Origin of the sequence: Methylomonas albis (assembly GCF_014850955.1) — a bacterium.
GTDB classification, from domain to species: domain Bacteria; phylum Pseudomonadota; class Gammaproteobacteria; order Methylococcales; family Methylomonadaceae; genus Methylomonas; species Methylomonas albis.
In genome coordinates this window covers 112,258-137,409 of the sequence record NZ_JACXSS010000001.1, presented here as the reverse complement: position 1 = coordinate 137,409, position 25,152 = coordinate 112,258, and the positions used below count along the sequence as shown (strand labels likewise).

Genomic DNA, 25,152 nt, shown 5'->3' with positions numbered 1-25,152 from the left:
TGAGTTCAGCCATGGCATTACCAACTCAGCGCCGCATCAGCCCGGAAGAATATCTACAAAGCGAGCGGGTTTCTAATATCAAGCATCAACTAATCGATGGCATGCCGCATCAAATGCCGGACGTCAGTTCCAATCACAATTTACTGACTGGCAATATTGCGTGCGAACTCAAACAGCAGCTAAAAGACACGTCATGTAGAACGCTAGTATCCGACATGAAACTACGCGTGGCCGACGATTTTTTCTACCCCGATGTGATGGTGGTTTGCAGCGAGGATAACCTCGATCCTTATTATAAAACCGCGCCTACTATCATCATCGAGGTACTGTCCAAGACCACCCGCAAATTCGATCAAACCGCCAAACGCCTGCGCTGCCAGAACATCCCCAGCCTGCAAGAATATGTCTTGATAGAACAAGACAAAGGCGAGATCCAACTGTTCAGCCTCGCGCACCACTGGCAGTCGTTTTACTATTACCTGGGCGACCGGATTAGCTTTGCATCCTTAGGTATCAGCATCGCTGTCGAAGACATTTACGAGCGCGTCGACAACGAAGACGTCCTGAGTTTCTTGCAGCAAAAACAGCAAGACGCCTCGCAATCTGCCTCTTAGGCTTAATCCTGCAACACCGCTTTTTGCAGTCTGGCCCGGCGCTTTTTCAGCCAAATGACTACGCCTGTCACCGAGAGCATCACTATCGTCAAACCCAGTACGCAGACGAAAATCCGGTACGGCATGCCAAACACGTTGGCCATGTGCAAGGCCGCCAACCAGTTGGTCACTGTATTGCCGGCATATTGGCCGCTGGGCAGTATCAGCAATTTTTCAGCACCGGTAGTGGCGTCGATTACCATTCGGGTAGTGCCATGCTTGTCCTGTATATCCAGACTACTGCGCACCTGATAAACATAAAACCCTTTGGCCGTGTTATATCGAAAGCCTGACGGAGACTGAATCACAAATCCTTGATCACGCGACGCTTTTTCCATCTGTTCGACGGCTATCCGGTAAGCGTCAGACCAAGCAATTGCTGGCTGCTTCAAAGGTGTGTCGAGATCAGGAAAATCGATCCACGGCTCATGATAATCGGTAAATACCGCTCGGGTGATCGGCGCGTAAACAGTATCGGCCAGATTCATGTAAACGCTGGACCAGGCGAACACCAACAGCATTGCCCACACCCACAAACCACCGGCCCGATGCAAGTCAAAGTTTATTCGGAAGCTGGAACCGCGCGATTTGATTTTCCAGGCTGGCGCCCAGCGTTGCCAAAAAGAACGCGGATTTCCGTGAGTAGCGGGCGACGCGTTTCGTTTTGCTGCCGGCAGCGTCAGATAAAACCCCACAAAGCTATCCAGCGTCCACACCAGAGCGGTAATGCCTAAAATCCAGCCGCCGACTTCATCCAAGGCCAATGCGTAATGCAGCTTGTAAACAAACGGCATCAGGTTGATCCAGCCTTCGGAAATTGCTCCCCAAGTACGGCGGCCCAGTTCTTCGCCGGTGTAAGGGTTGAGAATCAGCTGGGTAAAACCGAGTTGGTAAGGCTGACTGGTGGTCGGATCGGTGAGCGGCGCCACATCGACATGCACGGCATCGTGTTCCAACCAGATCGAATTAATCCTGCCTTGCGGCACCAAAAGTTCCGCCTTGGCTTTTAGCAAAGGCGGACTCAAGCGTGGTAAAGCCGATGCGGGCGCAGACAACTGCGGACTGATCAACTGCTCCAATTCGCCATAAAACGCCAGCAAACTGCCGGTCAGACCGACGATAATCAAGAACACCGTCATCGCCAAACCGGCGTAACGGTGCACCAATACCCAAAAGGGACGAACTTTCATAACGGCTCCAGGATGTCAAATAGCATGCGGCAATCGTTGCCGTCATGATGTAAGACGTATGAAGCGCGCAAAAACCCCACCGCAAATTGCAATTCGTTATTCCAGCGGGTGCGTGATGGCTTAACCCTGTTTACGCACGCTCCGGTTCCGGCTCATCGACCAAGGCTGCGATGACCAAATCGCCGCTAACATTTAACGTAGTGCGGCACATGTCCAGGAAACGGTCCACACCCAAAATCAAACCCATGCCCTCTGGCGGAATGCCGACCTGTTGCGTCAAAATCATGATCAAGGGCAAGGAGCCGCCCGGCACGCCGGCGGTGCCGATACCGGCCAGGATAGACATCAACACCACTTGCACCTGTTGCGCCAGCGATAAATCGACGCCGTAAACTTGCGCCAGGAACAGCACGGTAATGCCTTCGAACAAGGCCGTGCCGTTCTGGTTGGCGGTAGAGCCTATCGTCAACACGAAGCGCGCCACTTCCGGCCGCAGTTTTAAATCCTGTTCCGCCAATTCCAGCGAGCGTGGCAAGGTGGCGTTAGAAGAGGCGGTGGCGAAGGCGTAAAGATAAACATCCCGGCATTGCCGAAAAAAGTTCAAGGGCTTGATGCGGGTAAAAAAACGCAGCAGCATGCTGTAAACCACGGCTTGTTGCACCAGTAAGCCGGTCACCACCACCAGCACATAAAACCCCAGCGAGAATAAAATGTGGTGACCAAATTTAAATGTCGATTGAAACACCAGCGCAAACACCGCAATCGGTGCCAGTTTCATCGCGGTATCGACTACCAACAAGCAAGCGGCGTAGGTTTCTTCCAATAATTCCACCCAGCGCGACGGCTTGCCGCCATTGGTCGCCGCCAGTGCCGCGCCGAAAGCCAAGGAAAAAAACATCAAAGACAGCATCTCGCCTTCCAAAGCCTGGGTAGCGCTGGCGAAGGGGTTTTTGGGGATGATCTCCAACAAGGATTGCACCACCGGCTTGGCTTGCGCCACGTTTTGCTGGATTTTGTTTACGCCGCTGCTATCGCCCAACATCTGCGAAATATCCAAACCAACACCAGGCTGCGCCAGATTAACCAAAGAAATCCCCACCGCCACCGATGCCGAACTGGCCAGCAAGGTAAAAAACAAGGTGCGCTGGGCCACCCGCGCCAATCCATGATGATTGCTCAGCTGATACACACCCAGCATCAAACCGCTCATCACCATCGGCACCACGATCATGAAAATCAGCCGCAAAAATATCTGGCCGATGGGTTCCATCAAGTAACGGTTAAATATTTGCAATGCCTCGCTGTCGGCATAGCCATGACAGATCAAACCGGCGCAAGCGCCCAGCACTAAACTCAGCAGTAATCGGTGGTGGTTTTTCATGACGGATTAAGAAAAGTTAGCGGGGATGCTTTGATCTTAGGGGTTTTGCGGGTGCTTTGCTTGATTTCTCGCCGCTAGGCTCTATCCATCGGTGCATAGGGTGCAATAGGCGACAGCCGTATTGCACCGGGGGTTAGCCTTAGAGTCGGTGCAATACGCTGCGCAATTGCACCCTATGTAAATAGTTACAGGCCTAACGCCATCCTTCATCGACATCCAGGAAATCCGAATCATTCGACCAATTGCTTGGATACAGTCCACGCGCCACGTAAAGGTGAAATGTCGAATACGGCCAATCGGCGACTTGTTTAACCAAGCCATGTTTTAACGGGTTGATGTGGCAATAGTCGATATGGTTTGCGTAATCGGCTTCATCGAGAATCATATGCTCCCAAAATCGGCGTTGCCAAATGCCACGTTCGCCTCTGGCAACACGCACCGCAGACCGTTTTTCCGTGGCCGGCAAAGCTTTGGAAAATGCTTGTTTGATGACTCGCCAACGGTTAGCGTTATCTTCATCACCATCGGGCAGAGTCCAAACGCAATGCAAATGGTCCGGCAAAACCACCCAGGCATCGATGTGAAACGGCCAACGTTTACGAGTTTGCTTAACAGCCTCTCGAAGCAGGTCGATATGCCGAATCAATAGATCGTTAGACTGCCGTTCCAACAGATTGACGGTAAAAAAATAAGTCCCACCAGGAATACGGTAACGGCGATAGTTGGACATAAATGATCCATATCCGACGAAAAGGTAGAGGACTACAGCGTAATACGCTTTTTATATTACCGGGTAGGATCGTATAAGGTGCAATAGCGTCAGCGTATTGCACCAATTCGCAAACCAACACTCGGTGCAATACGGCTAACGCCTATTGCACCCTATTATTGCGGCTTATCGTGTTGTGGCCGGCAAAGCTTTTGAAAATGCTTGTTTGATGACTCGCCAGCGGTTAGCGTTATCTTCATCACCATCGGGCAGCGTCCAAACACAATGCAAATGGTCCGGCAACACCACCCAGGCATCGATGTGAAACGGCCAACGTTTACGGGTTTGCTTAACAGCCTCTCGAAGCGTATCGATATGCCGAATCAATAGATCGTTAGACTGCCGTTCCAACAGATTGACGGTAAAAAAATAAGTCCCGCCAGGAATACGGTAACGGCGATAGTTGGACATAAGTGATCCATATCCGACGAAAAGGTAGAGGGCTACAGCGTAATCCGCTTTTTATATTACCAGCTCGGATTGTATAGGGTGCAATAGCGTCAGCGTATTGCACCAATTCGAAAGCCAACACTCGGTGCAATGAGGCTAACGCCTATTGCACCCTATTATTGCGGCTTATCGTGTTGGTTATTGCGCCTTACGGCCTTATGAGTGTGGCTTATCGGGTTGACGCAATCCCGTCACCCCGATCCGATCAGCCTTGTTCATCGGTTGATATGACGTACGGTGCGATAATGCCTTCACCTTGTACCCCATAAATTCGGCTTATCGGCTTGAAGGAAGTCGTTGACTATTTATCTCAATAGTTTATAAATAACTCAAGCAACAAGTGGTTTGGAGTGCCATTAATGAGAAATACTTTAAAGTATCTGAGTGTTTATTTTGCCCTTAGCTCATACGGATTATGTGATAGCGAAACCCCGGAACAGTTTTGCGAAAAGTATATTGATTCCCTTAGAAATGAGGGTTTGATGGCCGCCCCGAGATTTATACATTCAGAAGAGCTTCAGCGGTTCAAATCCATGTTTATAACTATTTTTGACCCTAACCATGAATTTTTGAATCAGAAAGATATACTTAAATTTTTTTTTGGAGCTGATGCTACATACGATACGGTTGCTTCTACTACTCCTTATAATTTGCTGAGCAGAGTAATCTATTTATCTACCCCCCATACAAAAGGATTTATTTTATCGCCTAAAATTCTCGGCTCAGTTACAAGAAACGAAGACAATTCCGCATATGTGGTTATACAAATAGATTCAAATATTGCGAAACCTGAAGTAGAGATTCTCAGCCTAAGGCGCGAGGGAGCAGACTGGAAGCTACTGTTATCAAGTGAATTTGAATCAATGCTAAAAAATAAATTATTTATTAACTCGAAGGAACGATCTTAAAAATAAATCACTTGAATTTGGTTATCTTCGTTCCTTTAGTCAAGTAAAACCATGCATAAAACAATTAACTAATGTTAAGATTTATAAAAAGAAATAGCGTTATAATACAGTGGCTTTCCGGACTCGGAATTCCTGTTGCACTTATTGTATCCAGCTGGTTAGTAACTACATCAATTGAACAATCAAAAGTCGATTCAGATTATGTTCGCATTGCGCTCAACATTTTATCCACCGAACAAAAGCCAGACGATAAACTCGGTAATTTAAATAATAACCCAGGTAGAAGCGACCAATTAGCTCTTAGAGAATGGGCCATAAGGCTGTTGAATAAAAAGTCTCCAGAAAAATTTACAGATGAGGAACAAAAAGCTCTTTTAATGGGCCAACTAAGTTCTTCACGAATTATGAATAAGACAATCCAGTCCCTCGGGCTCGGCAAATTTTTGGTGCCCGATGCTACAGAAAATGAATAGGTCGTAAGTCGAAACACGCTAGCGGTTTCGCATAATGAAACCGGCGGGCCGTCTAACGGCTCCGCCCTACTTAACACTAATCCGCCCCGCCAAACTATTCCCCTGCACCGCCTCGTTATACATATCAATACCGCTGGCCGGCGGGATTGAAGCGTTGCCGGCTCGGGCGACGCGCCAGACTTGGTACAAGGTCAATTCGCCGCCTGCTCGCAGTTTGGCGACGCGGACGATGCGGTCCGGGTAGCGTTGGGTTTCTTTGATGTTGGCCCAGTAGCTGTCGTCCTTGGCTTGGATTTTGGCGTCGGCCAGGTAGGTTTCGTCGTTTTCCTGACCTTCCGCCAGACTAGGGATGCCGTCTTCGATCACAACATACTCGCTGCCGGGTGCCGGCCGGCCGGCGCCGGCGCTGCGTTTGACGCGCACTTCGCTGACCACCACATCGCCGGGTTTCAAGGCCTGGCTCATATCGATCAACTCGCTGCCCTTGGCGGTGATGCGGCGGAAGTTGCGCTGCACCTCCAGGCCGGCGACACGGGCGGCAACAGCCGGATACGGCACTTCAACACCGACTGTGGCACTGGCGACTTCGTCGGCACTCAGCTCGGCAAGCTGGATTTCACTGAGGTCCGGGGTATCGCCAAAGCGGTTAAAGCTGCCCAGATAGCCGCTGGGGATACGCTGCAAGCTGCCCAGCACAAAGCCGTCTTTGCTACTAACCGTGATGTTACGCGCGCTCTGCTTGGCGGCTGCCGCCGCTTCCTTGCTCAGCAGTTCGCGACTGTTGAAAATCACCTGCGCGGTATCATAAGTGGATTGCCAATAGCCGTTTTGCTGGGTTTGCAGCAGCAGGCGTTTCAGCTTGGCTTCCAACGCCGGCGGCAAGGCCTGCACATCGTTTAACACGCCCAAGCCAGACGAGACCAAGCTGGGCAGCCCAAAGCCAAAACCCAAGCTGTTATACAAAGCGCCATCTTGACGCTGATAACTAGCCGGGTCGATGGCATCCAACGCTAGTTGTAAGCGTTTGACCAAGTCGTTTTTCAGCTGTGGCCGGTCTTTGAACTGTTGATTAAAACTGTGCCAGTTTTGATTTTCGTAAGCCTTGACCATGCGCAGCGCGGCGACCAAGTCGTCGGCCCCGGCGTGCGCATTAGCCAGAACTTTTTCGACAAAATCGGCTTGCTGTTGCCAGGGCGCGTTGTAGGAGTAACCCACCGTCGCGAAACCGCTCAACACAAAACCATCCAGCAGGGTATTGCCTTCGCCGTGCAGATTTAGCCATTCCATGCCTTTGTAGTAGGCGTTATTCACCCCCTCCAGTTGCAGTTCGTTGGCGTATTTCAAGGCTTGCAGCGCGATCAAAGTCACTGGCACCGTGGCTTCACTGTCGCTAGTCCACAAGGCAAAACCGCCGTCGGATTTTTGATTTTGAATCAATTTGCGCACACCCAGCGCCGCATTCTGTTTGGCACGTTGCAAAGTCTTTTCCAGCGGTCCCAATTGCTCGGGCTGCAGGCCGGCGCGGGCGATTAAATCCAGCAACACCAGATTCGGCACGGTGCTGTGCGCCAGCTGCTCGGTGCAGCCGTAAGGATATTGCACCAGCATGGCCGCGGCTTGCAGCGCGGCGCCCAACAGACCGGAATTGACCCGCACCGTCACTTGCCGCGGCTCGGCTTGCGCGGGCAAAGCTATGCGCAACAGATTGTCCTGTTGCACGCTGCTAAACACCTGCGGCAGCGCGGCGGCTTTCAACGGAATCTCAAATTCCTCGGCACCGCCTACCCGCACGCCGGCCGGCGCCGTCAAGCCCACCTTCAGCGCTGGCGCACCTTGCCGGTCGTTAGCGCTTAAGCGTAGCGGCCACAGTTGCTCGGCTTTTGCAGCCAGTTCGGCTTGCGGCGCGGTTTCGCCGCTTTGCAAAGGCAGGGTGTCCGGCAGGCTGATGCTGCCGGACAGTTTCACCGGCTGGGCCAAGTGGTTGGTCAGTTTCACCGCCACGTCCACTTCATCGCCCTGTCGCAAAAACTGCGGGCCGACCATATCCACTGCCACATCGGTGACGCTGCGGAACTGGCCGGTGGCTTCGCCGATGCGGCCGTCTTTGTCGCTGGCGACCGCTGTGACCAGCCATTCGGTAACGTTGGCCGGCATGTCCACATCAATCGTCGCAGTGCCTTTGGCATCGGTAATTACATGTGGAAACCAGCCGGCGGTGTCGCGCATGGCTTTTTTCGCCAACTTGCTTTGGCTTTTCAAGGCGCTGAGCGAGAAATTGGGTTTGCGCAGCAAATCGGCGTAGCCGTAGCCTTGCAGATCGTCGGAATAGAAAGTCGCTAAATTGCTGCGTTGCAGCGGGTAGAAAAAGTCGAAAATGCCGGGCCGGAACTCGGCTTGCACCGCATACACGGCGCGATCGACGATGGACACTGCGATTTCGGTATTCGCTGCCGGGCTGCCGTCCGCGCGTTTGACTTGCAACTTGATTTGGGTGGGTTTCAGCGGCTCGGTTTCGGCTTTTTCCGGCTCGATGGCAATCTGCAGACGCTTTTCCCAAGGCACAATTCTAAAACCCAGGGTTTGTTCCTTGTATTTGCCGCCAGCTACCGGCACGGTCACGGTGTGGTAAAAGCCGGTGCCGTATTCGGGTTTGGCAGTCACCTCAAACCAGCGGCTGCGGCCTTGGGCTTGGGCGCTACGGCTATCGAACAAACGCGCGCCGGCCACGGTTTCCCAGATCTCGCCGCTTTCGTTGTTACCCCAGGCCTTGGGCAATAAGGCAAACACCTTGGCTTGCTCGCCGGGGCTGAGGATGGTGGTGGGTGTGTACAATTCCAGTTCTGGATTGTCCGCCACCGCCTCGCCGCCATTGCCGGCCACGATTAAAGTGCTGGGTTGTGAGCTGGCTGGATGGCTAAGATTTTTGCCATCCAGGCTTTCCAAGCGGGCCACGGCGGTCAGCCGGCCGAATTCCTTTAGGGCCGGGATGGTGAGCTTTTGCTGGCCGCGCTCGTCGGTGGCAAAATCCAATTTCACCAAGCTGCGCTTGCCGCTGCCGGGTTGTTCCAACATCACGTCGACCACACCACCGGCTTTGGCCGCTGGCTTGCCGTCGGCATAGCTGGATTGCAATAGCAGCTGCAAATCCTGATCGCCCACCGCCGCCACGGTTTTATTAAAACGTACCGCCGGTTGCGCTTCCGACAGTGTGGCGTAGATGCTATCGGTCAAAATCGCATTGCCGCCGACCGCATCCTGGGCGCGCACCATCAAGGAATAAATCCATTCCTGATCCGGCGTTTCTTTGTCTGAGGTGGGCACGGTAAATTCAAAGCTGCCGTCGCCACTTTCGTCCAGCTTGGCGGCGGTTTCCCAGGGGTTGCTGGCATCGACTGCCTGCCGCTCTTCAATAGAGCTGTACAAGCGTTGCGGTTGGGTCAACGGCGCGGCGGATTTAACCTGGCCGAAATAATCGTTGCCGGCCGATAAACCCGCGCCGGCCTCGGTGACAAACTGCGGTGCTTCAAACTTTTTCCGGTACAGAAACACTTCGAATTTGACGTTCTGCGGCACGCCGCCGCTGTAGCGTTTGGCGCGGAATTTTAACTTGAACGGTTGGCCAGCCTGCACCAGCGGGCTGCGATCCAGCCATTCCAGGTAAAAGGTGGGTTTGATGTAATCGCGCACCCGAAATTCGCCGCCGTAAGCTTTGTGATCGATCTCCGCCAACAAACGATACAAGCCCGGCGTCTGGCTGGCATCGAGATCGAAACTGCCGGAAAACGAACCGAAGTCGGTCAACTGCGTTTGAGCTTGCAAGCCGGTGGCGTTGCCGTCGGCACGAATCAGCGACACATCGGTTTGTTTGGATTGAAAGGCCGGAATCCGCAACTGGCCGTCCTGCAAATTGCGGACGATGCCTTTGTAATAAAACGTCTCGCCAGGCTTGAAGATCGGCCGGTCAGTCATCACGAATACCGCGTCGTCCTTGGCTTGCGTCGGCAAAAAGTCGGTAGCGGTCAACGCGGTACGCGCCGCTTCGCCGGGTTTAGCGGCCGGCGCATCGACCCGTACCAGCAATTTGCCATCCAACACGCCATCGGGATTATTAGAGCTCAGCTCGCCGGCAGCGTTGGTACTGGCCGGCAAGGTTTGCCAGCGGCCGCGACCATCGCGATAACTGACTTTGGCACCAGCCAGCGGCTGCAAGTCGCGGTTCATGGCCCGCACCAGCAGCTGCTCGCTGGATTGCTTGACCTGCACCGCCAGACTGCTGACCTGAATCAGACACTGCGCTTCGTTCTTGCCTTGCACCGCTTGCAACAAATAAATGCCGTCCGGCAATGGGTCGAGCGCGACTTGCCGCACTTTATAACGATGCTCGCTCCAGGTGTCTTCGTTAAACCACCAACCCAAATCATGGGTTTGCTGGCCGTTGCGCAGCAAATCCAGATAGTTTTCCTTCACGACGCTAAACCCTTTCGGCGGCGCCACTAAAACCTGCTGCGGCACCGCCACCAAAGGCTTTTCGGTGACAGTCAGCACCGAGCCGCTGAAGTTGGTTTCTTTTAAAGACTTGCGAAACTCGACATCCAGCATGCCGCGCAACAACTTTAACGGCGATTGCGCATTGTTCAGACCCTTGGCGAAGTAATGCCCGGGATTAAGCTCGCTAACCGGCTGCTCGTAACTGCGGCTGACGTTGAATTGGCCGTCCAGGAAGGATTCCAGATTATTGGCTTTCAGCACCCGCAATAGCATGGGCTGGTCAGTAAGGGTGTAGTCCAGGCGGATATTGGGCGCTTCGCTGTTGGTGAAGCTGCGTTCGGCGGTTAAGTAGAATGGGCTGCCGGCCCATGAAGCGGTAGCGGTTAGTAATGTTACTAGCCGCAAGAAATGGCTGATGGCTTTAAGTAGCGCGCTGGGATTTTGTGTCGCTGTCGCGACGGGTATTTTGATGTCAGTTCGCGGACCGACAGCCGCGATACTTTTCTTTGCTTCTCCAAAGAAAAGTATCCAAAAGAAAGGCCACCCGGATGCCGCTTTGATCCTGCGCGCCGCAGCTTTTGCCGAGGGTTTTCGGAAGGGGCTTCCCAACCCCTCCGAAAACGAGCTGCATCCCTGCCGCTCCCCTAGCGGGCTATTTTCGCCAAAAGCCTCGGTGCTCGGCGCGGCATGCGGGTTTAAGCCAACTCGAATTGGAAAGCGCTTATTAATTTCGTAGGCTTTTATAGTAAAATTTGAATCGGAGTTTCTTTTAGTCATATGGTGTCTATTTATTCTTTAAATAAAAGTGCTCGCACAACCAGCAATAAAAACGCAGGAATAAAGCAATCAAATAAAATAACCCAAAAATAATTTAAAATTACATACCCTATAAAAGATTGGCCATACACTCTTAAATCAAGAAAATGATCTATTAGCGTAGGGATTGGCGAAATAAGCAAAGAAATACCAACTGACGCCCAAGCCATTCTCTGAGTTTTAGACGTTAACACCAAAGGAATTAAACATAAAAATGCGATATATTTTGGAGCATCAATAGGGCTTGGCAAAAAATAAGTCCAATTTGGAAGGTGAACAGTTTTTGAAAATAGGAATAAGTCAGACCAAAACCAAATTTCATAACTGAGTGTTACGGTACTAAAAGTGAAACCCGCTATATGAGCTTGAATTGACATATAAATCAAAGCAATCTAACAGGTAATAACATTTATTTTAAAGCTCTGCTTTAAGCAATACCTTTGAAAGTCAGAAGGGATATCTATCCCGTATGCCGCGCCGAGCACCGGAGCTTTTGGTGGGAATAGCCCGCAGGGGCGATGCACGGATGCATCGCGTTGCCGAAGGGGCAGGAAGCCCCTTTCGGCAACCCCCGCCAAAAGCGAGGAGCGCAGGGAATAAGCGGCATTCGGGTCGCCTTTTCTTTGGATACTTTCTTTTGGCGATGCAAAAGAAAGTATCTCGGCTGTCGGGCCGAGAACCGACATTAAAACACCCGTCGCGCTAGCGACACCTCTCCCGAACAACTCAAAAACACGTAAAAACCAACTCATTTCCCACCTTCCTGAGCTACCAACCTACCTTCCAAAACAGCACCAGCATCCCCCTCAACCCGCCCCGTATAACTCAAAATCGGCAAGCTATAAAACAACTTATCCCCCTCCTGCCGCATTGCCGCCTTGGCGGCTTCATAGTCTTGTTGCCAGCGCGGCGCAAACTCGTTGGCTTCTTGGGCAACGCCCGCGCCGCCGGCCAGAAACAGTTCGCGCGCGGCCGCGCCGGGATTGACGAAGGCTGTCAGTTGCGCGGCTTGCATGCGCTGTTTCTCGATGCCGCGTTGCCAATCTAAAGGGCTCAAAGACTGTTTGTTACAGGCGTCTTTCATCCGAATCAGCAGGCTCTCCGAGCTGGCGGCCAGGAACAAGCTGCCACCGGCACATTCCGCGCCGAAATCCGGATTTTTTAAATATTGTGCATAAGCAGCGCTGGCTTGCGGCTGCTGGGGATTGGCGACGATAACGCCGACCGCGCCGGTCGGGCTGTCGGCGGTGAAATCCCAAACAAAGCCCACGCCGGCCGACGCGGTACCGGGGGGCGTCGCAGACGGGCCGTTTGCTGCCAATGCTTGCCAGTCTTTGGTAGTCAGATCGGGTGACAGCGCCAAGCTGGCGGCGACGCCGGCAAAGGCATCGTGCGGGATGCTGGCTAATACGCCTTCAAACAACTGGCTGTGCAATTGGGATTGCCAGGCGGCGGCCGGAAGCGTCATCGAACCCAATTGGCCGTCTTTTAGCGCAAAATCCCATTGCAGCGGATAGCTTGCCGAGCCGGTCAGCACCGGCAGCAAATTCTCGATAAAGGCTTCGCTGCGTAAGGTCAAACTGAGCGGCGCTTCGCTGCGGCGGCTTTGCGGGGAGATGCTGTCGATGACGTTGAGCAAGGCTTCCAGGCTTTGCGCCAGATAAATCCGTTCCCGGAATTGGGTGAAGAACAGTTTTTGCAAACCAATGCGGGTTTCCAGGATCGGTTCCGGCAATTTGTTAAGGCGGTAACCACTAGTTGCCAACACGCCGGCCAAGGCCGGCATGGCTTGATCGGCAAACTGGCTATCGCTACGCGAGTAACTGATCACCCAGCCCTGGCTGGCGTGGGCCATGTCGTAATGCAGCTCGGCATTGGCGGCGATGGCGTCGCGCAGCAGTTGCGCCAGAAACTCGCCTTGCAGACCTTCCAGATTGAGTTGCTCGGCTTTGACTTTCAGGCTTTGCAACAAGCCAAAAAACAGGCCTTGCACAAAGCGATTGCCGACCAAGCTTTGCACGCGCGGCTGCGCATCCCACCAGTTTAAAAACGCTTCGCCCTGATTGAAATTCAGGGTAAAAGCCACCGGATGTTTCTTTACATACCAAGTTGCCTGCTTTGGACAATCGGCCGGGCGCTGCACAGTCACGTCCATCGTAGTACCGGAGCCAACATCGCCGCCGGTCAAGGCCGGGCAATGCTCGTCGCCGGCCGGCACTTCGTCATTACTGCCCACCAGCGAAGTACCGGCATCCAAATCATTGTTGGCGGAATCGCGCAATTTTACGGTCAAATCCAACAGCGGTAGACCGGCGCGCATCAAGCGGCTTATTGGTTGCCGGGAATAATCCTGGTAGCCAACGATGCCGGCGGTAACAGTCAGCACCGCCGCCGAGGCAATCACGGTCAGGCGTTTTGCGGGGCTAAGCGGTTCCATTCGTACACTCCAAGGAAATAGGGGTTTTCCGGGCGGGGGATCCACACCGGATCGGGCGATTGCAATAATTCGGCGACGCTGACTACTCGCACTTGGGCTGCTTCGCCTTGCGCACCGTTGTGGTACACCGCCAGATTCTGAGGGTGGCCGGCGGCGAACAGCATCAAGTGGTATGGCTCGTCGTTGACCAAGGGTTTTTGGTAGACCAGCAAATCCCCGCTTCGCGCCGCCGCCAAGTCCCTGGATTTCAAGCGAAAGTTGTAGCCGATCAGCGTTTCGGCGTCGGCGAAGTGGCCGTAACGCGGTTGACCGTTAGTCAGACCGGTTTGCCAGATTTGCGGGTAGTCCGGGATGGCTTTGCGGGCCTGTTCGGATAAAGGCGGCAATTTTAGTTTGGCCGGCACGCCGAGTTTGGCGGTGCGAGCCGCGTCGCGCGGCTCCAGAGCGGTGCGATAGGCAAAACGTACCAGGCCGGCGCAATCGCGTTGTTTGGGTTCCCAGAGTGGGCTGAGTTTGCGGGCTTGCAGCAAGGCAACGTCGGTGACGACTTGGCGCAGGGCGTCGGCGTCTTGCGGCGGCAAATAGCTCAATTCTTCTGCGCTGTCCTCAGCCTCGCCTTCGCGCTTAGGTTCGTGTTTGATGTATTCCTTTACTTCTACTGGCATGTCACGCTCGGCATCTTGGCCGGGGACGTAGATTTTTGCTGGTTGGCGGTTGCCTTGGATCACTACGTAAGCCAGGGTTTTGGTTTCGCCGGGCCGGGCCAGCGGTTTTTGCACGCGGCGCCGACTTTCTGTGGGCAAGCCTTCGTCCAGGATAATATCCAGATTGGCTAGGGTATGTTGCACCGCGCCACCGGGCCAATAATTGGTGTCGATGCGGAACACGCCGAGCGGCGGGGCTGGATGCACGTAAAGATAAGGCCCGTAGCCGGGCTGATCGAAGTTGTCGCCGTTTTGGTTTAAGAAGAAGATGCCGCCGCTGTTGGAATTGGTGTCAGCCCAATACACATGGCTATTGTCCGGCTCGTAAATATGCAAATCGGTATAAACGCCGTCGCTGTCGCTGGTAAGGACCACTTTTAAACCAATCGAAGAAATTACCGCATCGACCGTGGTTGACGCCTTGGCGACGCCGGCGCTGTTGGCGCATTCGGCGATGACGGTATTTTTGCCTTTGGCGGCCGGAAAGGCGCGGGAGAAGCTGCCGTTGCTGTTACGCACGTAATAGCGCACGCCGTTGATGTTCACCACAATCGGATCGGCGCTGGGGTCTGAGCAGGTGCCGGCTACGGTGATTTGCAAACCGCTGGTCCAGCCGCCAGCTGGTGTACTCAGAGTCAGTGTTGGTGCTGTGGCTGGCTCGGTAGTGACTGGATGCTGTTGCCCTCGGCGGGCCAGAATCTCGGGGTCGTCGCTGGGTGCCGCGTGGCTTTGAGTCGATAAGACCATGAGCAAGGCGGCAATCCCGCCCAGCCAGCGAATATCGAACAAGTGAGGTATCCGCATCAAGGCCTCCATCGCGCTACCGGATTTAGTAAGTGCTGGAAATGTAGCAAGCAAATCGGCTAACGGCAAATCTGCTGGACAGCTTTCTTAAAAAGCTGATTGGTAAAGGCCCAAAATTTTACGCCTCCACGCTACCTTGCAAGCGTGTAATCGAGGCGTCCTTGGCCTGCGGGTCGACGTGAAACGCCAGCGCCACCGGTTTGTGCAGCAAGCCTGCTTCGCCGGACGCGTTGGGATTGAGTTGGCGCTTTTCCACAAAATCGATCATGCGTCTTAGGTGATAAACCAGTAGTACGCGATTGGTTTCACTGCCTTTGTAGATTAAATAGCCCACATTGTCTTCGCTCAAGTCCGGGTTGCGCACGATGAGTGCTGTCAAACTCTGTTCACAGTCACCCGCCAGGCTTTTCAGCACCGAATCCGGGTGGAGGCGGATCAATTCCAATAGATGCGGTACCAGGGCGCTAGCGAGCTGCTGTTGCTGCAATTGCTCCAGCTCGGCATCGCTGAGCAAAACACTTTCCGCCACCAAATAATGCCTGTCGCGCTCGCCGTCGTTGGCAAACAGCGAAATTTTTGCCACTGCGGTGTCCTCCAAGGCGTTCAGGAACTCTTGCGGGGAACGGATGTGCTTGTCGATGGTAACCACCCAGGGCAAAGCCCGACCGGTGGCCTCAAAACGCGATTTGACGCTGCCGATAACGCCGGAACGCGACAGCTCTTGCTCTCGGCCGACCGGCTTTACCAGAAAGGCATCGACGCCGACAATCTGGGTGCGAAAGCCGGCGGCCTGAAAGCGTTTGATGGCGGTTGAATAGCGTGGATAGTAAGGAATGCCGGTGCCGTCGTACAGAATATTGATTCTTAGTTCCAGCGCTCGCTGCGCCACCAGGTCGCGCAGCCGGTTGGCGAACGGTTCGACGTAAACATAATCGTCGCTGTGGTGGTTGGCCGCCGTCAGCAGTCGGTACAAATCGCTGAGTTTTCTAAATTCGTCCAAGGAGGCGATGACAAAATTGTCGCCACATAGCGCGGTGGCGATTTCCTCCACTGCCGTTTTTCCCGCGCCGGCACCGCCCATGCTCATCAGAAACTGCGGTCGGTCTGCCGGGGTTTTGCCGGCAAAAATCGCATCCCTGGCCGCCAATAAAATACGGGTGATCTTGGCCAAGCGCTCGTAGGCAATTTCCACAGTGCGGCGCAAACGGGTTTCGCTGTGGGCGGCGATCAGCATTTTCTGTTTTAAGGCGGAGTTGTCGGCTAATAAAAACAGATTGGCCTGCTCACCGCCGCATTGTTTTAGTAAATCCATCAGCTCGGCCTGGCTGGGCGAGCGCAATCCGGTCAGCATGTTCACGTCCAAGCAAAATAAGGGCGCGACGCCGTCTTCGCGGATCGGAATGGCGTCGATCTCGGTTTTACCGGGTGCGCGTAAGTCTTCGGTACCCGGCAAGTAGCCGATGATGTGCGCGGAAACGCTTAAGGGATTGTCGGCAAAATGTTGGCCGGCGATCAGTTGTTCGGCGGTAATACTGCTCAGCGGCACCAGGCCGCCGGTCACCGTCATCAGGCATTCGACGCCATCGGCCGTGGTATGCGACAGAAACGGAATGCCTAGCAGAAAGCGTTTATTCTCCGGCCATTTGCCATAACGGTTGGCGTGGTTGTGCAGATTTTTGATCCGCCTGGGATCGAGCGCATGGGCAAAGGCACGGGCTAGTGCCCGGTGTTGGCTGCTCGGGTCATGTAATACCAATGCGTCTTCGGCGGTTAGTCGCCGAAAATCAATGCCTTGTTCGTAGACGGCCTTGAAGGCAGGCAGATTTCCCAATGCGGTGATGAAAAAATCCAGCGTCATGCGATTGCCATAACCGTACGGCCGAATCACCCGCAAGGACTGATAAAAACTGGCTAATCGTTCGGCGATGTCGTCGCTATGGATGACAAAGCCGTTGTTATCGAAAATCGCGCTGTCACTATTGCTGTCGCCGTCCAACACCAATCTTTCGATAGCGACACGGAACTGCTTGCGCTTGTCGGCATCCGGCATCGTGCCGGGCCTATGGATGACGGTCGGCTGCTCCTTCCAATCGCTGAACATCTCGCGATGAATGCGCGAGTACAAGCTGGTCATATAAGTCACCCGCTTGGTCTGATCGTGTGAGACGGTGATTTCCAGTTCTTGCAGCAAAGTCGACAATAAACCGGCGCCTTGGGCGATGGCCAGCGCGGTACGCAGGCGTTTTAGCGGTCTGTAACCCGGAATGTTCCGGCTGGGGTTTTGCATAATCCACCCTCTTATTTTTTATAGTTATTGTTTTATGGGGTGATCTTAACTGGATATTGAGGGAGAGGGAATTTTGGTTGTATACGTTTTGCTGTCGCGACGGGTGTTTATATGTCGGTGCAGGGAGCGACGGGCGAGATATTTGGATTGGAGCTAGGTAAGCCGAAAAGCTAGGGTTGCAGCTTTTGCGGCCTAACAAATGGATTGGGATGAAGCGGGGAGAATGAAAGTGGAAACCGCGATTGGTTTCCACTCTATCTAACAAAAAGCCGTAGTCGCTAGTAGGCTGCTACGGCTTAATTCTTTAGATTATGGTTACTTCTTCGGCTTGTGGGCCTTTAGGGCCGCGGCCCAATTTGAATTGTACGTGCTGACCTTCATCCAGCGTTCTATAGCTGTTGTTTGGGTTCAGAATGTTTTTGAAATGTACGAAAACGTCAGGGCCTTGTTTTTGTTCGATAAAGCCGAAGCCTTTGTCAGAGTTAAACCATTTTACGACGCCAGTTGTCATTGTAGACATAATAAGTCCTATTAAAAATTTTTAGATAATGCCCTAGCTAAAGTAAGGCGGGTAACGCTGGTAAATGTGGAAATTACTTAATGAAAAACAAGGACGAAGAGCTACTGAAGAGACATCGAGCTGGTAAACAAAGGGTAAATCGTATTTTCTAGCTGGAGTGCATTCTAAGCTGATTCGACTGATTGTCAATTTAAATCGTAAAATCGGTTATTTGGCAATTTGCAGGATCGACCATGCATAGCGTAAACCCTTAGCTCCCAATGGATCTGTTATTGAAACGATGCCGCAGAAGGCTGTATTTACTTGATGTCGGTGCCGCAATTCTGTTCTTCGGTGCATTTACGCAGCAAACTGAATTGCGACAAACCGCGACAGTTGCCGTTAGCCAACTAGCGGCGCAAGGCTACCGGATACCTAGCGAAGACGATCCGCTGCGCGTGTTTCCTGCATTGACCAGCGGAGCGTTCAGCGGCAGTCACGCCGGCGGCTGGCGGCCGGGCAGCATTTATCTACGACAACAACCGCAAGGTGGGCTGAGCGAGATGGTTTATCTGCGTCATGAGCTGTTTCACGAAGTTAGTCATCGCAGTTGTGGTGGCCGGACGCCCTCTTGGGCGGAAGAGGCGGCGGCAATGCATTTCAGCGGTGAGTTGTTGGGCATTGAACCCGGAAATTGGCCCAGTGAACTTGAGCTGCAAAGCCTCAAAAACCGCGTACGGCAGGATGCCGAATTAGATGGCAACGACCGCGCGGTGCTGGCTCGCCTGGTGGTTAATGCCGGCTGGCCCAGTGAGCCATGTGCTGTGTCGGCAAAGTTAAGCGAAATACTAGGCGCGGCGTTCGACGGAGCTGGTGACAGCTCTTATCTGTTGATGAGCTTACTGTCCGGGCGAACATTGGACAGCGGCGGGGATCAAGTTAGTCGTTTACCTCCTGGGTCGTTGTTGAAAATTCCGTATGCTGCGGCATTAGCACAAGCCGATCCAGAGCTGCTGGCTGCAGAGTTGGCGGCCAGCGATACCGACAAGTTGTTGCAGCGTAGCGAGCAATTTCAAATCGAGCGTTATCGTTTGTTACTGTCGCCGATACGAGAGCAAAAATCTCCAGTGCTAGCTGCTCCATTTGACCGACAAGCCTGGCGATCTTATTTAGGCGAACGTAACGCTGACGGCAATTTTGCCTTGCAAGCCAGTTTGCCGGAGCTGGCCTTGACCATGCGGGCGGCCCTGCTTTCCAAGCCCGATTATTTCCGTGGCTTGAGCCAAAACGGCATCTTGCCCAATTCAACCTTGGCAGGGCAAAGCCAGACGGATAAAAAGTTATTGCGCCAACTGCAAGTTTTAGCAAAAACCGGCACGGTTTCTAATGTTGATGGTCAGCCCTTAGTCGGTCACTTGTTACTGGTCTGGCCGGCAGCCCATCCGGTGTTTCTGGCGATTTTTCGGCAACGCGGCGTCAGTGGCGCCGCAGTGTTGAGCAAAGCCGCAACCTTGCTAAAAATTTGGCAGCGAGCCTATCCGGCCCGTTTTGCTGCGGTCAAAGTTAGCTTGTTAACGCCTACAGATCCAGATAGTTGGGATGCAGAACCGGACTGCCCATTAGTGGACTCCCAATACGGACGCTTTACAACTTGCGGTGGATTTAAGATCGTTTCCACCGCGCGTGGCAGCAGATCCGAGCGGGTAGTAAAAGGCATTCTGCGGCCAACAGGCAAGCATGGGCCGACCGTGTTGGAAACCGATGTCGATAGTTATGTCGATGGTGTATTGGCGGCCGAGGCCCAAAATCTGAATGGCAGCGCCCGCGAAGCGATGCGGGCAGTGATTGCCTGGAACGGTAGTCACGGTAGCCATAGGCATAACGAGTCAAGCTCGCTATGCGACACCACGCATTGCATGGTCTTTCTCGGCGAACTACCCGGCGATAAACCGCGCCGTAGCGGTCATATCGATATTGAACTAATGCAACTTTTGGATCAGCTGGCGGCGGAGTCAGGACTAAATTGGTTGCCGTTTGCCAACGGCGGCGATCAGCACTGGCAACGACAACTCTCAACCGACGAGTTACGACGGGTATTTGCGGAAAATCAAATTCTGGATATTCGCCGCGAACGGCGCAAGGACGGCGAAATATTGATCAGATTGTTTTATTCGGCCAGCGAAGAAATGCTGGGTTGCGAGATTTTTCGTAACACATTGAAGCTTCCTTCTTGTCCTGATTCGGTAAAAGCGCTGGATAGCCAGACTTGGCAATTTGCAGGCATAGGAGCCGGACACGGGCAGGGCTTATCCATCGCCAGAGCTCACGCTTTGGCGACGGGCGGTCGAACTGCGGAGCAGATTTTACGGGATGCTTATGGGCAGAGCCGTTAGGTCGGGCAGTTAAGGCCAGACCTAACGCTTTATTTCGTTAGTGTCGATCAAGTGACAACGTCAGGCTCGGCTCTACCGGTGCGTTTTTTCACTTCGCACAGCTGTTCGGCGATGGTTATTAATTCCACCAACGCCACTTGCGCGTCTTGATCGTGCTTTCTGACATCACGCTCGTAGCGTTCCAAATAAATACGCAAAGTCGCGCCAACCGTGCCGGTACCGGACAGACGGAACACGATGCGCGAGCCGTTCACAAAGCCGATGCGGATGCCTTGGTTACTGCTGACACTACCGTCGACCGGATCGGTGTAACTGAATTCGTCGGCAAATTTGACTTCGTAATCGCCCCAGCTTTTACCGGGTAAGCTACTTAACAGACTACGCAAATGTTCGACTATGCCGTTGGCAATGTCGGAATCGACCGCTTCGTAATCGTGACGACAGTATATGTCACGGCCGTATTTTTGCCAGTGTTCATGGACAATGTCTTCCACCGATTCGCGTTTGCGCGCGATCAAATTCAACCAAAACAACACAGCCCATAAGCCGTCTTTCTCGCGGACATGATTGGAGCCGGAACCGAAACTTTCCTCGCCGCAGATGGTGATTTTGTCGGCATCCAGCAAGTTGCCGAAGAATTTCCAACCGGTCGGCGTCTCGTAGCAAGGCAGGCTCAGCTTATCGGCAACACGGTCAACCGCCTGACTGGTCGGCATCGAGCGCGCCACGCCGCTAATGCCTTTGGCATAAGCCGGAATTAGTTTGGCGTTGGCCGCCATGATCGCCAGGCTGTCGCTGGGAGTGACGAAGATATTGGCTCCCATCACCATATTCCGATCGCCATCGCCGTCCGAGGCGGCGCCGAAAGTAGGCGCGTCAGCACCGAACATGATTTCACAGAGTTCGTGGGCATGGGCCATGTTGGGGTCGGGATGACCGCCGCCGAAATCTTCCAGCGGTACCGCATTAAACACCGAGCCGGGCGCCGCACCCAGAGTATCTTCGAGAATATGCTTGGCATAAGGACCGGTGATCGCGTGCATCGCATCGAAGCGTAGCGTGATAAAGCCGTTATGGATGCTTTGTTTGAGGAGATCGAAATCGAATATCTTGGCCATTAACTCGGCGTAATCGGCCACCGAATCGATAATCCGAATGTTTACACCGTTCTTTTCAACATTACCGATTTTGTCCAGATCGACATCGCCGAAACGGGCTTTTTTATAGCCGGTAATGGTTTTGGTGTTCTCGTAAAGCTTGTCTGTGAACTTTTCCGGGGCCGGACCACCGTTGCCGACATTATATTTGATGCCGAAATCTTCTTCTGGACCGCCGGGATTGTGACTAGCTGATAGAACAATGCCTCCGAAAGCATTGTATTTCCTGATAATATTCGATGCGGCAGGAGTAGACAACAGGCCTCCTTGGCCTATAATGAGCTCACCGAAACCGTTGGCCGCCGCCATTTTAATAATAATCTGAATGGCTTTGCGGTTAAAGTAGCGGCCATCGCCGCCAATCACCAGAGTTTGACCTTGAAAATCTTCAAGGCAGTCGAAGATTGATTGGACGAAGTTTTCCAGATATTTGGGTTGTTGGAATACTTTGACTTTCTTGCGTAAGCCCGATGTGCCGGGCTTTTGATCGTCGTAGGGGGTGGTTTTGGTGATTGTTGTTGTCATATGCTACCCTTTGTAATACCACGGTTCGAAAGGGTTAAATTACACCAAAACTTTGATTATTTACAGATTGCCATGCTAAAGAAAAAATTATTCGGTGTTTTGATTGTGATGGGCTGTACGGTATCGACACACGGCTTTGCCAGCGAGAATGTTTGGTTACTGGTCGATACACAGACACAGAGCATGGAAGTCAGAAAGGGCGACAAGACTGTTGCCGTGCTGGAAAATATCGCCATTGGCCGTAACGGAGCGGGCGAAAAAAATCACCGCGGCGACGACATCACGCCGCTCGGTAACTATCGGATTGGTTGGATCAACGACAAAAGCGCTTTTCGCAAGTTCTTCGGCCTGACCTATCCTAATGTAGACAATGCGGATAACGCCTTGAAAAAAGGCAAAATCGATCTCGATACTTACGAATCAATTGCCAGAGCGCATTCTGCCGGACAAATTCCGCCGCAAAATACCGATCTCGGTGGGCAAATCGGTATTCATGGTTTGGGCAGCGGTAGTCTGTCCATCCACAGATCCATGAATTGGACACACGGATGTATCGCGTTGACTAACGATCAAATCGATCAGTTGAGCCAATGGGTAGAAAAAGGGACACTCGTAACGGTGAAATAATGTTGGTATAATCCAAAAAAATGTTGGACAATTACCACCGTTTTTCATTTTTTATTTTTTGAAACCACAATCAAGGGGAAAACCATGATGAGAGCTATTAAATTATCAGCAGTTGTTGCAATTGCAGCTTTGGCAACCGGTTGCGCAAGCACTTCAGACCTGGAAGCTTTGGACGCAAGAGTAGGCAGCTTGGAAGGTAAAGTTGCCACTGCATCTGCTGACGCTGCTTCTGCAAAAGCTGCTGCTGCTGAAGCTGCTGCAAAAGCTGCTGCTGCTGAAGCTGCTGCTAACCGTGCGGCCCAATATGCTCAAGACACCAACAGCAAATTGGACCGTATGTTCAAAAAATCACAACACAAATAAGCTTTATTGCTGTTGTTGATTTTAAAAAGCCCGTGAGCCGCAAGGCCACGGGCTTTTTTATTGCCTCTAACTTTTAGTTTGGCACGGCTTGGCTTTGCACGGAGGGCGGTGTTTGGGTCGGACGCTCATAAATAGCCACAGGGATACCCGTTGCCTTTTCGACCGCCGCTTTCAATACCGATCCTTTGACCACCGGCATTTGACCGCCATTAGCCTGCTCGATCAGATTCAGCGCAGAATGTAAGCGTTGCTCATAAGTAGCTGGCGTCTCTTCCATCTCCGGATACACTTCCATGTATAAAGTATCGTGATACCAACCGACCTTGATCGGCTGATTGACGATATTCACTGTTGCGCCAACTTTGACCATCGGGAAAAATTGCTCGATGTCGGCGGGATACATACGCATACAACCGTGGCTGACACGCATCCCAACACCATTAACGACATTGGTGCTATGAATTAAATAACCGGGTATTCCAAGACGAAAAGCAAATAAGCCTAGAGGATTGTTCGGACCCGGCGGGTAGTAAGGGTCCAGCACATCGCCGTCGGCCAAGTGTTCGGCAACAATGGATGGCGGCGGCGTCCAGGAGGGGTTCTCGGTTTTTCCGGTGATACGCGTTTTGCCCAACGGCGTTTTCCAGTTATCTTCCCTGCCGATACCAATGGCGTAAGTCTCAATTCTGCGCGGATCCGCGAAATAGTAAATCCGCATTTCCGGCAGATTAACGACTATGCCTTCCCGCGGCGCATTCGGCAGCAAAAAGCTACTGGGTATTCGCACCTTTGTACCGCCACGCGGCAGCCAACGATCCACATAAGGGTTGGCCAGGACTATCTCGTCCTGACCCAACCGGAAGTTGACCGCAATATCAATCAGCGTATCCTCCTCTTTGGCCGCGACATATTTGACTTCGTGCGGTGGGTTGCCGATCAAACTGTCGCCTGGTTTGTCAGGCGGCGCCAAAGTCAGCGCCGATGCCGCTGTACTGGCAGTCAGCAACAAGCAGGATAACAAACGGGTTTTCATCAGGCGTTACCTTCGGCAGTAAATAATTCAAGCAGACGCGGCAAGAATTGCGCAAGTTCCGCAGTCATAATGGAGAAATCGGCATCAAATTGTTCGACGTCGTCGAATGCTTCGATATCGGCGGCTTGCTCCTGGATCAGATCGAGAAACTTCAGACGCTTCACCGCCAAACTTTCGTCCAGCACAAACGAAATGCGTTCGGCCCAGCTCATAGCCAGCTTAATCACTTGTTTGCCGCTATCCAGATGGTTTTTAATTTCCGGCAAGGCCAGGTCGTGTCGCTTACAGCGAATAATCGAGCCTTCTTCTTCCGGCGAACGCAGCTCGCATTCGTCTTCAATCAAAATATCTTTTGGCGAAGTGTTGTCGATCAACCATTGCGTCATCACGCTGGCCGGCTTAGCGGTGGCGGTGATTGGCACTATCGGCAGGGTCCCCAGACATTTGCGCAACTGGCTGAGCATGTCTTCGGCTTTTTTAGCCGATGCGGCATCCACCACCAACCAGCCGCCCTGGCAATCAATATAAGCATAAGTTTTGCGGGAAAATGAAAACGCGCGCGGCAGCAGTTCGAATATCAATTCGTCCTTGATCCGACTGCGCTCCTTCCCTGGTAATTTACGGGCTTCGCGTTCTTCTATTTCGTTGATTCGCTCTTGCAGCATCTCGTTGATCACCGACGCCGGCACAACTTTTTCTTCCTTTTTGCCGCAAAGCATCAAGAAGCCGTTATTGGCATGAACCAACATATCCGAGGCCCTACCTAGCGGCGAAGTCCAGCCGAAACTAAACTCGTCGTGGCTACCGCAGGAATGAAACGGTTGCTGTTGCAGTTGTTGCTCCAAGGCAGTGGCATCCAAGGTAAAGGGCTCGGTAAAACGGTAGACAGCAAGATTTTTAAACCACATGAAACGACTCTTTTTTAAAAACCATCCATTATCGCAAATTTGAGCAGTCCATAGAACCTGCTCCGCGTAAAGCCTAGGCAAAAATCCAGTTTGGCAGCAAATTTGCACAACGTGTAAACGAGTTATGCACATTAATTTGTTTACGACAAGCGCATAAAAACACTTGACAAAATAACTTGTTGAAAAACAAGACATATTGCTATCATATTGATTTTTATGAATAAATTATGATGAGCTAATGTTGTACAATTTGACAGCACCCCAGTGTTACCGGGGAATGACAAGGG

At 52.6% G+C, this 25,152-nt stretch carries 21 protein-coding genes; 7 read left to right on the top strand and 14 right to left on the bottom strand.

What is annotated here, in order from left to right; all coding sequences use genetic code 11:
* The first annotated feature begins 11 nt into the window (after window positions 1-11).
* Window positions 12-614 (top strand): Uma2 family endonuclease, encoded by a 603-nt coding sequence (locus EBA_RS00555; RefSeq protein WP_192372252.1) that lies wholly within the window; start codon window positions 12-14, stop codon window positions 612-614.
* 2 nt (window positions 615-616) lie between these two features.
* On the opposite strand, the gene EBA_RS00550 is transcribed toward EBA_RS00555, so the two are convergent.
* From EBA_RS00550 to EBA_RS00535, 4 genes are all read right to left on the bottom strand, one after another.
* Window positions 617-1,843, bottom strand: a complete 1,227-nt coding sequence (locus EBA_RS00550) for a PepSY-associated TM helix domain-containing protein (protein WP_192372250.1) — start codon at window positions 1,841-1,843, stop codon at window positions 617-619.
* A gap of 130 nt (window positions 1,844-1,973) precedes the next feature.
* Complete coding sequence (locus EBA_RS00545) at window positions 1,974-3,224, bottom strand: dicarboxylate/amino acid:cation symporter (protein WP_192372248.1); 1,251 nt, start codon at window positions 3,222-3,224, stop codon at window positions 1,974-1,976.
* Window positions 3,225-3,417: 193 nt separating this feature from the next.
* Entirely contained in the window at window positions 3,418-3,954 is a 537-nt protein-coding gene (locus EBA_RS00540; protein WP_192372246.1) for an REP-associated tyrosine transposase, read from the bottom strand.
* 165 nt (window positions 3,955-4,119) lie between these two features.
* Window positions 4,120-4,404: an REP-associated tyrosine transposase gene (locus EBA_RS00535; protein ID WP_223146628.1), complete on the bottom strand. Its 285-nt coding sequence runs from the start codon at window positions 4,402-4,404 to the stop codon at window positions 4,120-4,122.
* Window positions 4,405-4,802: 398 nt separating this feature from the next.
* On the opposite strand from EBA_RS00535, the gene EBA_RS00530 reads away from it, so the two are divergent.
* Window positions 4,803-5,351: a hypothetical protein gene (locus EBA_RS00530; RefSeq protein WP_192372244.1), complete on the top strand. Its 549-nt coding sequence runs from the start codon at window positions 4,803-4,805 to the stop codon at window positions 5,349-5,351.
* Between the two features lie 71 nt (window positions 5,352-5,422).
* Entirely contained in the window at window positions 5,423-5,824 is a 402-nt protein-coding gene (locus EBA_RS00525; RefSeq protein ID WP_192372242.1) for a hypothetical protein, read from the top strand.
* Between the two features lie 66 nt (window positions 5,825-5,890).
* Here the strand turns inward: EBA_RS00525 and EBA_RS00520 are convergent, their stop codons facing one another.
* Window positions 5,891-10,717 carry an MG2 domain-containing protein gene (locus tag EBA_RS00520; protein WP_225615802.1) on the bottom strand — a complete coding sequence of 1,609 codons (4,827 nt, stop codon included), beginning with the start codon at window positions 10,715-10,717 and terminating at the stop codon, window positions 5,891-5,893.
* Between the two features lie 10 nt (window positions 10,718-10,727).
* Here EBA_RS00520 and EBA_RS00515 point away from each other — a divergent pair, with 10 nt between their 5' ends.
* Window positions 10,728-11,048 carry a hypothetical protein gene (locus EBA_RS00515; RefSeq protein WP_192377390.1) on the top strand — a complete coding sequence of 107 codons (321 nt, stop codon included), beginning with the start codon at window positions 10,728-10,730 and terminating at the stop codon, window positions 11,046-11,048.
* Between the two features lie 52 nt (window positions 11,049-11,100).
* On the opposite strand, the gene EBA_RS00510 is transcribed toward EBA_RS00515, so the two are convergent.
* The 6 genes from EBA_RS00510 to EBA_RS00485 form a co-directional block, all read right to left on the bottom strand.
* Window positions 11,101-11,505, bottom strand: coding sequence for a hypothetical protein (locus tag EBA_RS00510; protein ID WP_192372240.1), 405 nt, complete (start codon window positions 11,503-11,505; stop codon window positions 11,101-11,103).
* Window positions 11,506-11,520: 15 nt separating this feature from the next.
* Window positions 11,521-11,880, bottom strand: coding sequence for a hypothetical protein (locus EBA_RS00505; protein ID WP_192372238.1), 360 nt, complete (start codon window positions 11,878-11,880; stop codon window positions 11,521-11,523).
* On the bottom strand, window positions 11,877-13,565 hold the full coding sequence (locus EBA_RS00500; RefSeq protein WP_192372236.1) for a hypothetical protein: 1,689 nt from the start codon (window positions 13,563-13,565) through the stop codon (window positions 11,877-11,879). The genes EBA_RS00505 and EBA_RS00500 overlap by 4 nt, the downstream gene beginning before the upstream one ends.
* Window positions 13,535-15,073, bottom strand: coding sequence for a DUF1175 family protein (locus EBA_RS00495; RefSeq protein ID WP_192372234.1), 1,539 nt, complete (start codon window positions 15,071-15,073; stop codon window positions 13,535-13,537). The genes EBA_RS00500 and EBA_RS00495 overlap by 31 nt, the downstream gene beginning before the upstream one ends.
* A gap of 118 nt (window positions 15,074-15,191) precedes the next feature.
* Window positions 15,192-17,360: a zeta toxin family protein gene (locus tag EBA_RS00490; RefSeq protein WP_192372233.1), complete on the bottom strand. Its 2,169-nt coding sequence runs from the start codon at window positions 17,358-17,360 to the stop codon at window positions 15,192-15,194.
* Between the two features lie 304 nt (window positions 17,361-17,664).
* Window positions 17,665-17,871 (bottom strand): cold-shock protein, encoded by a 207-nt coding sequence (locus EBA_RS00485; RefSeq protein WP_192377116.1) that lies wholly within the window; start codon window positions 17,869-17,871, stop codon window positions 17,665-17,667.
* 281 nt (window positions 17,872-18,152) lie between these two features.
* Between EBA_RS00485 and EBA_RS00480 the strand changes: the two genes are divergently transcribed.
* On the top strand, window positions 18,153-20,252 hold the full coding sequence (locus EBA_RS00480; RefSeq protein ID WP_225615800.1) for a hypothetical protein: 2,100 nt from the start codon (window positions 18,153-18,155) through the stop codon (window positions 20,250-20,252).
* Between the two features lie 47 nt (window positions 20,253-20,299).
* On the opposite strand, the gene EBA_RS00475 is transcribed toward EBA_RS00480, so the two are convergent.
* On the bottom strand, window positions 20,300-21,934 hold the full coding sequence (locus EBA_RS00475; protein WP_192372229.1) for an alpha-D-glucose phosphate-specific phosphoglucomutase: 1,635 nt from the start codon (window positions 21,932-21,934) through the stop codon (window positions 20,300-20,302).
* A gap of 72 nt (window positions 21,935-22,006) precedes the next feature.
* Between EBA_RS00475 and EBA_RS00470 the strand changes: the two genes are divergently transcribed.
* Both EBA_RS00470 and EBA_RS00465 read left to right on the top strand, forming a co-directional pair.
* Window positions 22,007-22,561, top strand: a complete 555-nt coding sequence (locus tag EBA_RS00470; protein WP_225615798.1) for a L,D-transpeptidase family protein — start codon at window positions 22,007-22,009, stop codon at window positions 22,559-22,561.
* Window positions 22,562-22,645: 84 nt separating this feature from the next.
* Entirely contained in the window at window positions 22,646-22,924 is a 279-nt protein-coding gene (locus EBA_RS00465) for an Lpp/OprI family alanine-zipper lipoprotein (RefSeq protein ID WP_192372225.1), read from the top strand.
* Window positions 22,925-22,997: 73 nt separating this feature from the next.
* Here the strand turns inward: EBA_RS00465 and EBA_RS00460 are convergent, their stop codons facing one another.
* Together EBA_RS00460 and rdgC are read right to left on the bottom strand one after the other, a co-directional pair.
* Window positions 22,998-23,957, bottom strand: coding sequence for a L,D-transpeptidase family protein (locus EBA_RS00460; protein ID WP_192372223.1), 960 nt, complete (start codon window positions 23,955-23,957; stop codon window positions 22,998-23,000).
* On the bottom strand, window positions 23,957-24,865 hold the full coding sequence (gene rdgC, locus EBA_RS00455; protein ID WP_192372221.1) for a recombination-associated protein RdgC: 909 nt from the start codon (window positions 24,863-24,865) through the stop codon (window positions 23,957-23,959). The genes EBA_RS00460 and rdgC overlap by 1 nt, the downstream gene beginning before the upstream one ends.
* Between the last annotated feature and the right edge of the window lie 287 nt (window positions 24,866-25,152).

Excerpts from the sequence above, each read along its gene's own strand:
- rdgC (WP_192372221.1), bottom strand. The coding sequence starts at position 24,865 with ATGTGGTTTAAAAATCTTGCTGTCTACCGTTTTACCGAGCCCTTTACC.
- EBA_RS00540 (WP_192372246.1), bottom strand. The coding sequence starts at position 3,954 with ATGTCCAACTATCGCCGTTACCGTATTCCTGGTGGGACTTATTTTTTT.
- EBA_RS00460 (WP_192372223.1), bottom strand. The coding sequence starts at position 23,957 with ATGAAAACCCGTTTGTTATCCTGCTTGTTGCTGACTGCCAGTACAGCG.
- EBA_RS00535 (WP_223146628.1), bottom strand. The coding sequence starts at position 4,404 with ATGTCCAACTATCGCCGTTACCGTATTCCTGGCGGGACTTATTTTTTT.
- EBA_RS00485 (WP_192377116.1), bottom strand. The coding sequence starts at position 17,871 with ATGACAACTGGCGTCGTAAAATGGTTTAACTCTGACAAAGGCTTCGGC.
- EBA_RS00545 (WP_192372248.1), bottom strand. The coding sequence starts at position 3,224 with ATGAAAAACCACCACCGATTACTGCTGAGTTTAGTGCTGGGCGCTTGC.
- EBA_RS00475 (WP_192372229.1), bottom strand. The coding sequence starts at position 21,934 with ATGACAACAACAATCACCAAAACCACCCCCTACGACGATCAAAAGCCC.
- EBA_RS00495 (WP_192372234.1), bottom strand. The coding sequence starts at position 15,073 with ATGCGGATACCTCACTTGTTCGATATTCGCTGGCTGGGCGGGATTGCC.
- EBA_RS00465 (WP_192372225.1), top strand. The coding sequence starts at position 22,646 with ATGATGAGAGCTATTAAATTATCAGCAGTTGTTGCAATTGCAGCTTTG.
- EBA_RS00525 (WP_192372242.1), top strand. The coding sequence starts at position 5,423 with ATGTTAAGATTTATAAAAAGAAATAGCGTTATAATACAGTGGCTTTCC.
- EBA_RS00555 (WP_192372252.1), top strand. The coding sequence starts at position 12 with ATGGCATTACCAACTCAGCGCCGCATCAGCCCGGAAGAATATCTACAA.
- EBA_RS00530 (WP_192372244.1), top strand. The coding sequence starts at position 4,803 with ATGAGAAATACTTTAAAGTATCTGAGTGTTTATTTTGCCCTTAGCTCA.
- EBA_RS00490 (WP_192372233.1), bottom strand. The coding sequence starts at position 17,360 with ATGCAAAACCCCAGCCGGAACATTCCGGGTTACAGACCGCTAAAACGC.
- EBA_RS00510 (WP_192372240.1), bottom strand. The coding sequence starts at position 11,505 with ATGTCAATTCAAGCTCATATAGCGGGTTTCACTTTTAGTACCGTAACA.
- EBA_RS00515 (WP_192377390.1), top strand. The coding sequence starts at position 10,728 with ATGGCTTTAAGTAGCGCGCTGGGATTTTGTGTCGCTGTCGCGACGGGT.
- EBA_RS00550 (WP_192372250.1), bottom strand. The coding sequence starts at position 1,843 with ATGAAAGTTCGTCCCTTTTGGGTATTGGTGCACCGTTACGCCGGTTTG.
- EBA_RS00505 (WP_192372238.1), bottom strand. The coding sequence starts at position 11,880 with ATGAGTTGGTTTTTACGTGTTTTTGAGTTGTTCGGGAGAGGTGTCGCT.
- EBA_RS00470 (WP_225615798.1), top strand. The coding sequence starts at position 22,007 with ATGCTAAAGAAAAAATTATTCGGTGTTTTGATTGTGATGGGCTGTACG.
- EBA_RS00500 (WP_192372236.1), bottom strand. The coding sequence starts at position 13,565 with ATGGAACCGCTTAGCCCCGCAAAACGCCTGACCGTGATTGCCTCGGCG.